This is a genomic window from Flavobacterium sp. Sr18 (assembly GCF_011064265.1).
Classification (GTDB): Bacteria; Bacteroidota; Bacteroidia; order Flavobacteriales; family Flavobacteriaceae; genus Flavobacterium; species Flavobacterium petrolei.
In genome coordinates, this window is sequence record NZ_CP049329.1 from 1,739,939 (window position 1) to 1,750,807 (window position 10,869).

10 protein-coding genes are annotated in these 10,869 nt (G+C 35.1%); 6 read left to right on the forward strand and 4 right to left on the reverse strand.

Going from position 1 to position 10,869, the window contains the following annotated elements; all coding sequences use genetic code 11:
- Positions 1-2 precede the first annotated feature (2 nt).
- On the forward strand, positions 3-608 hold the full coding sequence (locus tag G7A72_RS07710; protein ID WP_165152041.1) for an FAD-dependent oxidoreductase: 606 nt from the start codon (positions 3-5) through the stop codon (positions 606-608).
- 84 nt (positions 609-692) lie between these two features.
- Here G7A72_RS07710 and G7A72_RS07715 read toward each other — a convergent pair whose 3' ends face one another.
- The 3 genes from G7A72_RS07715 to G7A72_RS07725 are packed head-to-tail and all read right to left on the reverse strand — an operon-like array spanning position 693 to position 3,294.
- Positions 693-2,267: a S41 family peptidase gene (locus G7A72_RS07715; protein ID WP_165152042.1), complete on the reverse strand. Its 1,575-nt coding sequence runs from the start codon at positions 2,265-2,267 to the stop codon at positions 693-695.
- Complete coding sequence (locus tag G7A72_RS07720; RefSeq protein WP_113634092.1) at positions 2,268-2,699, reverse strand: dCMP deaminase family protein; 432 nt, start codon at positions 2,697-2,699, stop codon at positions 2,268-2,270. It lies immediately after the preceding gene.
- A 1-nt stretch (position 2,700) separates the two neighbouring features.
- Positions 2,701-3,294, reverse strand: coding sequence for a HupE/UreJ family protein (locus G7A72_RS07725; RefSeq protein ID WP_165152043.1), 594 nt, complete (start codon positions 3,292-3,294; stop codon positions 2,701-2,703).
- 488 nt (positions 3,295-3,782) lie between these two features.
- On the opposite strand from G7A72_RS07725, the gene G7A72_RS07730 reads away from it, so the two are divergent.
- The 3 genes from G7A72_RS07730 (at position 3,783) to G7A72_RS07740 (ending at position 7,690) form a co-directional block, all read left to right on the forward strand.
- Positions 3,783-5,261 carry a hypothetical protein gene (locus G7A72_RS07730; protein ID WP_165152044.1) on the forward strand — a complete coding sequence of 493 codons (1,479 nt, stop codon included), beginning with the start codon at positions 3,783-3,785 and terminating at the stop codon, positions 5,259-5,261.
- A gap of 70 nt (positions 5,262-5,331) precedes the next feature.
- A complete protein-coding gene (locus tag G7A72_RS07735) occupies positions 5,332-7,104 on the forward strand; it encodes a cytochrome-c peroxidase (RefSeq protein WP_165152045.1) in 1,773 nt (590 codons plus the stop codon).
- A 154-nt stretch (positions 7,105-7,258) separates the two neighbouring features.
- On the forward strand, positions 7,259-7,690 hold the full coding sequence (locus G7A72_RS07740; protein WP_165152046.1) for a TerB family tellurite resistance protein: 432 nt from the start codon (positions 7,259-7,261) through the stop codon (positions 7,688-7,690).
- Positions 7,691-7,741: 51 nt separating this feature from the next.
- Here G7A72_RS07740 and fbp read toward each other — a convergent pair whose 3' ends face one another.
- Positions 7,742-8,761 carry a class 1 fructose-bisphosphatase gene (gene fbp / locus G7A72_RS07745; RefSeq protein ID WP_165152047.1) on the reverse strand — a complete coding sequence of 340 codons (1,020 nt, stop codon included), beginning with the start codon at positions 8,759-8,761 and terminating at the stop codon, positions 7,742-7,744.
- A 170-nt stretch (positions 8,762-8,931) separates the two neighbouring features.
- On the opposite strand from fbp, the gene G7A72_RS07750 reads away from it, so the two are divergent.
- On the forward strand, positions 8,932-9,438 hold the full coding sequence (locus G7A72_RS07750) for a GNAT family N-acetyltransferase (RefSeq protein ID WP_165152048.1): 507 nt from the start codon (positions 8,932-8,934) through the stop codon (positions 9,436-9,438).
- A gap of 27 nt (positions 9,439-9,465) precedes the next feature.
- A complete protein-coding gene (locus G7A72_RS07755; RefSeq protein WP_165152049.1) occupies positions 9,466-10,722 on the forward strand; it encodes an aspartate kinase in 1,257 nt (418 codons plus the stop codon).
- Positions 10,723-10,869: the final 147 nt, after the last annotated feature.

A 10,869-nucleotide genomic window follows, 5' to 3' on the forward strand; every position in this document is an offset into this window, starting at 1 on the left:
TTTTGTTTGATGTACTTATTTTAGGTGGTGGCGTTTCAGGAATGTCATGTTCACTTGTTTTAGGTTCTGCCAAAAACAAATCTTTTGTTGCCAATAAAAAAATTGGCATTTTTACTCATCAAAAAACATCTTCTCTTCAAGAAGCATTATTTAACAATGCATACGGAATTCCTCCGGGAACATTGGGCGCTGATTTGATGAAAGACAGCATCACACATCTTTCAGAAACGTATCCGCACATTGTGCAAATTCCCAATGAAAAAGTACTTAAAATAGAAGGCAGTTATCCTGAATTTACAGTGACTACTAATAAAAAAAGCTACCAAACGAGTATAATTGCTATTGGAACTGGTTCAGCAAATACTTTTGCAATCGAAGGTTTAATGGAATATCTACAACCACATCAAAAATCACTTCCCGAAAAGCAACGAATACAACTCAAAAACAACGACCACAAAGTTGCTGATGGGATTTATGTGATGGGAACTTTAGCTGGCTGGAGAAGCCAACTGGCGATTGCTTCCGGAAGTGGCGCTGCGGTTGCAACAGACATTCTTACTTTATGGAATGATGGAATTCAGACTCACGCCCACAACAGCATTCGGTAAAAAAAATGAATGGAACTTAATAGTTCAATTCTAAACTATTCATTATCTCTGTAATATAGAATCCGAATTCAATTATATTCCAGTTTATTTCTGACTCAAAACTCTTTTCACCATAGCGTCTTCGGGCAATACAATTTCATAATAATAGCTCTCACCATATATTTGTCGGGCAAACTCTGCCTTTAAATAGCGTTTTACCAAAGCTTTACTTTTATCAAAATTGAGCTCCAAACCATTTCCCAGAATAAATTTTTTAAATGCATTGAAATACAAATCAGTGGCATTCATTTTAGTTTGAAACTGTTCGAAAGACAGCCCTTTGAAAACGCTTCTATTCTTATCCAATTGCTCAAAAACAAAATTACCCACGATTCCAGATTGTAATAAATAAACGGTACTTTCATTTCCGTGTTCCACTTCGAGTGGCACAAAAACATCCGGAACAATTCCGCCACCGCCATATACAATTTTCCCTTTTTTAGTTTTGAATTTTATCGTGTCAGTGACTTTGATACTGTCTTTTTCATACAATTCCCCATTTCCATAACGCGCTTCTGATTCTTTGAAATAAGCTTCATTTCCTTTAGAATAGGGTTTTTGAATTGAACGACCTGTTGGCGTGTAATATCTGGCAATTGTCAATCGAACGGCTGAACCATCTGCAAAATCCATTTCGCGCTGTACTAATCCTTTTCCAAAAGAGCGGCGGCCTACAATGGTTCCTCTGTCATTATCCTGGATCGCACCGGCAAGAATCTCACTTGCTGAAGCACTGTTTTCATTGATCAGGACGAAAACATTTCCTTTTTCAAAATTCCCTTTAGCAGTGGCAAATGTTTTATCAATATTTCCGTTTTTATTCTTGGTGAAAACAATCAGTTGTTTATCCGCCAACAATTCATCGGCAATGGCAATCGCTTCTTCCATATATCCGCCACCGTTATCCCGAACATCGATAATGAGTGATTTAGCTCCTTGTTGCTTAATTTTAGACAAACCTTCCATAAACTCTTTATAAGTAGTTTCGGCAAATCTGTTTATTTTTATATAACCGGTTTTATTCCCCAAAAGCAAAGCGACGTCAACACTTTTTAGTGGAATTATATCCCGTTTAATTTTTACTTTAATTTTTTTGCCTTCGGATTTTCTGTAAATTGTTAGTTCAATATCAGAACCCACAGTTCCTTTTAGTTTAGAATATAAACTGTCAGTGGGTAATTTACGTCCAAATAATTTTGTTTTATCGGCATACAAAATCCTATCGCCAGCCTTTATCCCAGCTTTTGCCGAAGGGCCGTCTGCAACAGGTTTTATTACCGCTACGGAATCTTTATACATATAAAAATTCACCCCTATTCCCACGAAGTTGCCCTTCATGCTTTCCATCACTTCTTGCTGCTCACTTGGCGGAATATATACGGAATGCGGGTCAAGTTGTGCCAAGATATTATCGACAGTAAGATTTACAATAGAATCCGTATTAACATCATCCACGTATTCATTATCGATAAAATCAATGAGTTTGTTCAACTTGCTTTTCGAATTGTTTTTGACAAGATAATCAGCTGTGTTAGGAAAATTCAACATTCCACCCAAGACAACACCTAAAGCAAGTGTTGAAAAAATAAGAATGGGTAAATATTTTGTATTAAAGTTCATTTATTCTTCTAAAATTGCAATGTGTTCCACCTCTACTCCTGCTTTTATCAAAAACTGAATGCCGGAATCATCCCGATATCCATTATGATAGACCACTCTTTTTATTCCGGATTGATGAATTAATTTGCTGCATTCCTTGCATGGTGAAAGTGTAATATATAAAGTAGCACCCTCGCAGGATTGCGTTGACCGCGCCACTTTCAGAATCGCATTTGCTTCAGCATGTAAAACATCCCAACGCGTTAATCCTTCCTCATCTTCACAGCAATTCTCAAAACCGGTTGGCGTTCCGTTGTATCCGTCCGAGATTATCATTCTATCACGCACAATAATCGCACCAACTTGTTTGCGTTTACAGTAGGAAAGCAAACTCCATTCTTTGGCGATTCTAAGGTACGCTTTATCGTATTTATTTAATTTTTTTTCGTTCATTTTATCTAATCCAGATTTCACTTTCTATAATTAATGGTATCACTACTCCTATTATGAATGCCGACATGACTAAAGTCCAATCGCGTTTTGAGAATCTGAAAACGGTTTGAACAATGTAGGACACTATCAAAACAACAAAAACCACTACAATCTGAGCCGCTTCAATTCCCAGTGCAAACTCGGACAATGGTAAAACTTTAGAAGTTGCATCTCCGCCAAGAATCGATTTAAAATAATTTGAAAAACCCAATCCATGAATAATTCCAAAGAAAAGTGTGATAAAAAATACCACATTTACACTTTCTTTCTTGCTTGATTTTCCTGCCGTAAAAAGATTAAACAATGCAGTTATTAGAATCGTTATTGGAATTAATAATTCGACAACATTCACTTTTATGGCAATTATACCAAAAACGGAAAGCATTAAAGCCATCGTGTGACCAATAGTAAAAAGGGTAACCAAAAGTACAACTCGCTTCCAATCCTTGAAGGAAAACGGAATGGCGAGCGCAATTAAAAATAAAACATGATCATAAGCATGAATATCTAAAACGTGTTTTAATCCTATTTGAAAGTAAATCCAAAATTCTGACATGGGTAATTTATTAGGTTGATAAAGGGGTTGTAAACTTACGATTAATTTTGAAAATCCATCCTTAGAATTTTTAATAAATTGGATGAAAATCATACAACTACTTCCTTAAAAAACGAATATAGGAAACCAAATAAAGGCATGTTTATCATCCAAAAGTAATGCTCACAACACCTGTTATATGACGTTGCTTTACTAGCGTCATGATCTAGCGAGGCAATAGCATTGAAATGAAAGAACTGAGTACAATGCTAACAATCACAGGCAGCAACAAAACCGTCAACACTCCCAATGAATATAGAAAAAAAATGGCTATTGAAATATATAAATCTTACAAATCAAACAGTAATCTTAATTTTACCTTAAATTAACAGGTTTACGATGTGTTAATAATACTGTAACATTTTATTGATGAATCTACAATATTGACCTAAACTAAGATCCGGTTTGTTACAATAGTTTTGTAATCGAACAAACAAATCTAGATTATCATGAAACAGCATTATTTAAAAAAAATAGCATTATCATCGCTTCTTCTTGCTACAGTGGTAGGGTGTCAAGACGACAACAATGAAACACCTGCTTTAAACACCTCCATTAATTTCTCAAATATTTCTGCAGTTCCAGCATTAGCAGTAGCAAAAGAAGGTTTTGAAAACTTGCAGATTACATCCTTATTAAGCAGTTCAGATGTTTTAGCACAATCACCATCATTTATTTACGGTGCTCAACCAGACGGTGCTGGATTTATGAAAGATCCTGCAGGCGATGGTTACATTATGATTACCAATCATGAAATATTAAAATCCGTATCAAGAGTTTATTTTGATAAAACCCTTAAACCTATAAAAGGAGATTATATTGTTGACGCAGTGGGCGGATTAACCCGATTATGTTCAGCAACTTTAGCTTCACCTGCAATTCATGGATTTGGGCCTTTATTTTTAACTGCTGGAGAAAGTGGTGAGGAAAGTATGGTTCATGGTATTGATCCGTTAGGACTTACAAGTATGAAAAACAGAACAGACCGAGTTTTACCAGCATTAGGAAAAGCGAGTATGGAAAACGCGGTGCCACTTACTAAGGATGCTTACCCTGGAAAAACGGTAATTGTAATTGGAGAAGATCAGTCCTATACGACTTCTCACGCAAGTGCTGGCCAGGTTATTATGTATATGAGTTCAACTGTTGGCGATTTATCTAACGGTAAACTGTATGCGTTGAAAAGAAACGATGGTAACCAAGTAGAAACAGCTATGAACATAGGGTCCTCGTTTGACGTATCATTTGTAGAGATTCCAAACGCAAAAAACTTAACCGGTGCGGTAATCAACACAACAGTTAACAATTTAGGAGCCATTCGTTTCTCTAGAGTTGAAGATGTAGATTACAGAAAAGGATCTGCTAAAAACAATAGAGAATTGTACTTTACTGCAACGGGTCAAGCAAGTTCAAATGCTCCCGTAGCCGGATTCACTATGTGGGGTCGTGTGTATAAATTAGTATTAAACGATACCAACCCACTTATTGGTAAATTAGAATTAGTTATTGAAGGTGATTCAACTCCTGGAACAGGAATTATCAATCCTGATAACATATGTGTTACCGAAAACTTTGTCTATACACAAGAAGACGGAGATTCATTCTACTCTGCCGCACAACATGATTCCTATATTTGGCAGTACAACATCGCCTCAAAAGTGAACAAACCTTGGTTAACAATGAATCACAAAAGAACCGATGCAGCATGGAATACAGCATACAACCAAACCAATGAATTGCGTTTTGGAAGTTGGGAATATGGCGCAATGGAAGACATCTCAGATGTAATTGGTGTTCCTAATACATTTATCGTAAACATACATCCTCATACATGGCAAAAAGATGCTTTTTTAAATGCAGACGGTAGTGGTTTAAATACAAATAAAGAAGGTGGTCAAACCATAATCATCCGAAACGTACAACGATAATTACCTCAACTATTGGTATAAAAGCAACCCGAAATTTTGGGTTGCTTTTGTATATAATAAAAACCATAACATGAAACCGTTATTAAAACTGCTGCCCCTATTCCTGCTATTTTTTTCTTGCCAAAAGCAATATACAAGCTTAACCATTCAAGAAGAGCTGTTATCTAATTTAGAAAAACTGAACCAAGAAGTACGTGCATTTGAAAAGGTTGCAAACGAAAATCCAAATCAAAAACAACTACAAAAATCATTTGAAACAAGTCGAATTGCTTACAAAAAAATAGAATGGGCTGTCGAATATTTTACGCCAGATCCAGCGCGATTTATCAACGGGCCAGCACTCGATGAATTGGAAGTTGAAGAAAACAAATTCTTGTCGCCAAGTGGTTTTCAAGTCATTGAAGAACTTATTTACCCGCAATACTCTGCCAGTAATTCCAGTGCTTTAAAAAGAGAAATTGCCGTTTTAAAAGGTTTAATTGCACAAGTCAAAGAACATTTATCTGTAATCACTATCAGCCCTGATTATGTTATTGATGCCAGCAAAATGGAAGTATATCGCATAATAACACTTGGCATAACCGGTTTTGATTCACCAATAGCCAATCAATCCATCCCAGAAGCTAAGGCCAGTTTATCTTCTTTAAAAGCCGTACTTGAAAAATTGAATACCCATAATTCAAAAACAAAAGTCTTACTTTTTGATTTGATAGACCACGCAAACACTTTTTGCGATACGAATACCAATTTCAACTCCTTTGATCGCGCTACCTTTATTAAAGAATATTTAAATCCAATATCCGAAAAGCTAGTTCAGTTTCAACAAGACAACACTATTAAAAATGTTGCAAAGACAAATGCCATCAATCCAGATGCAAAAACACTTTTTGAAAAAAATACGTTTAATGTCAACGCTTTTATTCCGTCACAAGAGTATGCGTATTCTAGAGCAAAAGCTGATCTTGGCAAAAAATTATTTTATGACTCCTCCCTTTCAAAAGATAGGAGACGCAATTGCGCTACGTGTCATAATCCGGAACTAGCATTCACAGACGGACAAAAAACAAATCGATCCTTAAACGGAATTAGTTTACCTAGAAACACTCCTACTCTTACGTATGCCTCATTACAAAATGCTCAATTTTGGGACATGAGACAACCTGATTTAGAGAAACAAAGTCTGGATGTTATTCAAAATAAAGATGAAATGCATGGAAATTTAAAAGACAATTTAACCCGAATTCAAGGCGATTCAGCCTATAAAAAATTAATTAAAAATGCTTTTCCTAATGCAAAAAAATTAGAAGAATGGCAATTGCAAAACGCAATAGCGAGTTATGTTCGTTCCTTAAATAAATTCAACTCTAAGTTTGATCAGTACTTTTCGGGTACTTCTACTACTTTTTCAACGGAAGAAAAACTAGGCTTTAATCTCTTTGCAGGAAAAGCTAAATGTGCTACGTGTCATTTTATCCCATTGTTTAATGGAACAGTACCGCCTATTTATAAAAAAACAGAGCAAGAAGTAATAGGAACTCCTCAAACCAAAAACGGAAAAATCATAGATCAAGACTTAGGGCGATTTACACAATACAAAATGGCACAACTGAAACGTGCCTTTAAAACGCCAACACTCCGAAACATTACACAAACGGGGCCGTATATGCATAATGGCGTTTTTAAAACTTTAGAAGAAGTTGTGACTTTTTATAATGAAGGTGGCGGCGAAGGAAATGGTATTGCTGTAGAAAATCAAACCTTACCTTCAGACAAACTCAACTTGTCTTTGGCGGAGCAAAAATCATTGGTCGCTTTTATGAAAACACTTTCAGATGCTAAATGAGTTATATACAAACGCAGCTTTAGGAAAATATTAGCCTAGCATTTTTAACTACAAACAACCACAATTGACACTAGTATTCGAAAAAAAATTAAACAAAATTAAAATAATTAATTTAAAAATAGATTTATCTTTGTAAGATATAAAACCAATAACTATGTCATTTTCAGATTTATTTGATAGCGAATTCAAACAAAGAAATAAAGGTCATTTTGCATCAATTGTACGCGTAGCGCTTACTGACGGGAAGTTTTCTCCTGAAGAAAAAGCATTTTTAGACAAACTGGCAATTCGATTAGAAATTTCTCAAGCAGAATATGAGGAAATTTTAGAGAACCCTTTAAATTACCCGATCAATCCTCCTTATTTATACGAACAAAGAATGGAGCGCTTGTATGATCTAGCCCGTATTGTGAATGTAGATCATCATTTAGGTGACAAACAAGAAGTAATGCTTAGAAAAATTGGTGTAGGCTTAGGCTTTAATACTGAAAACGTAGATTACATCGTTGACAAAGCGCTTAAATTAGTGGATAAAGAAGTGGATTTAGACACTTTTGTTTTCGAAATGAAAAACATGAACAAGTAAGACAAAATTTTTGAAAAAAGCTTCCGCCAAAAACGGAAGCTTTTTTTGTTTCTAGTACTTACTTAATTCTGCTTTATGCATAAATTCTTCGGCTTTTTCTACCATATTGTAGCTTCCGCAGAAAAAAGGAGCGCGTTCATGCAAAGCTGTTGGTTGAATTTCCATGATTCTATTAAATCCGTCAGAAGCTTTTCCCCCGGCTTGTTCCGCAATAAAAGCTAACGGATTGCATTCATATAACAATCGTAATTTACCTTTTGGGGCTTTAGAACTCGTAGGATACAAGTAAATTCCGCCTTTAATCATATTTCTGTGAATATCTGAAACCAGACTTCCTATATATCTAGAAGTATACGGTCGATCTCCTTCTTCTAACTGGCAATATTTGATATAATTTTTTACTCCTTGCGGAAAATGAACATAATTCCCTTCGTTAATAGAATAAATGTGGCCGTCAGTAGGAAATTTCATTTTTGGATGTGATAAATAAAAGGTACCAATTGCCGGATTCAGTGTAAATCCGTTCACGCCATGTCCTGTTGTGTAAACTAACATGGTCGATGTTCCATAAATCACGTATCCTGCCGCAACCTGATTGATACCGGGTTGTAAAAAATCTTCCAATGTAACTGGAGTTCCTATTGGAGTCACTCTTCTATAAACCGAAAATATAGTTCCAACTGAAACATTGACATCAATATTTGATGAACCGTCAAGCGGATCCATTAAAACAACATACTTATTATTATGGCTGTTATCGCTTCCCTCAACCGTAATGAAATCATCATTTTCTTCGGAGGCAATACCACAAACAATTTCGCGATTAATCAAAGTTTGAATGAAAACCTCATTCGCATAAACATCTAATTTTTGCTGGTCTTCGCCTTGTATGTTTTGTTCTCCGGCGGCACCAACAATATCAACTAATCCGGCTTTGTTTACTTTATAATTGACCACTTTAGCAGCCAATCGGATGGAGTTGATAATTCGGGATAATTCGCCTGACGAATATTGAAAGGCATTTTGGTTTTCAATAATAAATTCTCCTAGTGTTTTGTTGCGTTCTTCCATTACGAAATCGATGTAGTTAATTTGACATCACAAATATCGTTTTTTTTGTGAAAACAAATTCAATACTATTTATTTACTTTGACAGTATTGTATATTTGCTGAATAAAACACAAAAAATATACATAAAAAGGCTGTTTTATTGCGTTTTTAAATCATTAAAATAAAAATTTATGAATATTAGAAGAGGAAATCCGCAAGATATGCAAGCTGTTTTAGGTCTAATTAAAGAGTTGGCCGAATTTGAAAAAGAGCCAGATGCTGTTCTTATAACTGTTGACGATTTAATTCGAGATGGTTTTGGCCCTGTTCCTCTCTTTCATGTTTTTGTTGCTGAAATAGAAGACGACTCGAACGATAGCAAACAGCCTAAGCAAATTGTGGGTATAGCATTGTACTATTATCGCTATTCTACTTGGAAAGGGAAAACTATCCATTTAGAAGATTTAGTGGTAAAAGAGAGTATGCGCGGCACAGGATTAGGATATGCTTTGTACTCTGAAATTTTAAAACAGGGTAAAAAAGACCAAGTTCGAAGAGTGGAATGGAATGTGCTCGACTGGAATACTCCTGCAATTGAATTTTACGAAAAATCAGGTGCAAAAGTATTACGTGACTGGCATGTGGTGCAAATGGACGAACTTGGAATTACCAATTTCGTAGAGAATAAATTGAAATAAAATAAAGAACAATTTTTTGTTTAAAATATGAGAGTATTCAAATTTGGAGGAGCTTCTGTAAAAGATGCCGCAGGAATAAAAAACGTGTACGACGTTTTACAAAAAGTGGGTTACGAGGATGTATTGCTAGTAGTTTCTGCAATGGGGAAAACAACGAATGCACTAGAAATTGTAATCAAAAATTATTTCGACAAATCAGCTGAGCTAAATTCATCCGTTCAAGAAGTGAAAAAATACCACAATCAAATATTGATGGATCTGTTTGACGATGAAAAAAATGAAGTTTTTGCCGCTGTCAATACACAATTTGCTGATTTAGAATATTTTTTGACACATAATAAATCTCCTAATTATAATTTTGTGTATGACCAGATTGTAAGTTATGGTGAATTAATTTCGACAACAATTCTCAGTCATTTCATGAATTTCATGGGCATAAAAACGCAATGGCTGGATGTGCGTAATTTTGTAAAAACGGATGCTAATTATCGAGATGCGGAAGTAGATTGGGAATTAACACAAAAGAACATTGCCAAAAACGTAAAACGAAAAACCCTAAATATTACACAAGGTTTCTTGGGTTCAGATGACAATAATTTCACCACGACTTTAGGTCGTGAAGGTTCGGATTATACCGCTGCAATTTTTGCATATTGTTTAAATGCCGAAAGCGTAACTATCTGGAAAGATGTTCCCGGAGTTATGAATGCCGACCCGAGATATTTTGAAAACGCCAGTTTATTGAATCAAATTTCGTATCGCGAAGCCATTGAACTAGCTTTTTACGGCGCAACGGTTATTCACCCAAAAACATTACAGCCTTTACAAAAAAAGGAAATTCCTTTGTATGTAAAATCGTTTATAAATCCATTATTAAAAGGAACAAGCGTTTCTAAAGGAGTGGATTTAGAACCTTATTTACCTTGTTTTATTGTCAAAAGAAACCAACTTTTGATTTCGCTTTCCTCCATAGATTTCTCTTTTATCATGGAAGAAAACATCAGCGAAATTTTTGCTTTGTTTCACCAGTTCAAAATAAAAGTAAATTTAATCCAGAATTCAGCGATTAGTTTTTCGGTATGTGTGGAGGACAAATTCGATAATTTTAAAGCACTAAATGCCATTTTGTCGAAAAAATTTAAAGTTGAATTTAACGAAAATGTTACTTTATATACCATTCGACATTTTGATGACAAAGCGGCACAAACTGTCGAAGAAAATAAAATAGTACTATTGAAACAAGTCAGTCGTGAAACGATGCAAGTCGTGACAAAAGAAGCGTAAACACTTATTATCAAGTAGTAAGAAATGGGAATCGAAATTTAATTTGATTCCCATTTCTCATTGTTTTAAGTAAAAAAAGCACTAGAATTGACACAATACCTATTTATTTTTTCCAATATTTTCTGCGTGGCGCAAGTTCTGATTATC

Excerpts from the sequence above, each read along its gene's own strand:
- G7A72_RS07755 (WP_165152049.1), top strand. The coding sequence starts at position 9,466 with ATGAGAGTATTCAAATTTGGAGGAGCTTCTGTAAAAGATGCCGCAGGA.
- G7A72_RS07735 (WP_165152045.1), top strand. The coding sequence starts at position 5,332 with ATGAAACCGTTATTAAAACTGCTGCCCCTATTCCTGCTATTTTTTTCT.
- G7A72_RS07725 (WP_165152043.1), bottom strand. The coding sequence starts at position 3,294 with ATGTCAGAATTTTGGATTTACTTTCAAATAGGATTAAAACACGTTTTA.
- G7A72_RS07715 (WP_165152042.1), bottom strand. The coding sequence starts at position 2,267 with ATGAACTTTAATACAAAATATTTACCCATTCTTATTTTTTCAACACTT.
- G7A72_RS07720 (WP_113634092.1), bottom strand. The coding sequence starts at position 2,699 with ATGAACGAAAAAAAATTAAATAAATACGATAAAGCGTACCTTAGAATC.
- G7A72_RS07750 (WP_165152048.1), top strand. The coding sequence starts at position 8,932 with ATGAATATTAGAAGAGGAAATCCGCAAGATATGCAAGCTGTTTTAGGT.
- G7A72_RS07730 (WP_165152044.1), top strand. The coding sequence starts at position 3,783 with ATGAAACAGCATTATTTAAAAAAAATAGCATTATCATCGCTTCTTCTT.
- fbp (WP_165152047.1), bottom strand. The coding sequence starts at position 8,761 with ATGGAAGAACGCAACAAAACACTAGGAGAATTTATTATTGAAAACCAA.
- G7A72_RS07740 (WP_165152046.1), top strand. The coding sequence starts at position 7,259 with ATGTCATTTTCAGATTTATTTGATAGCGAATTCAAACAAAGAAATAAA.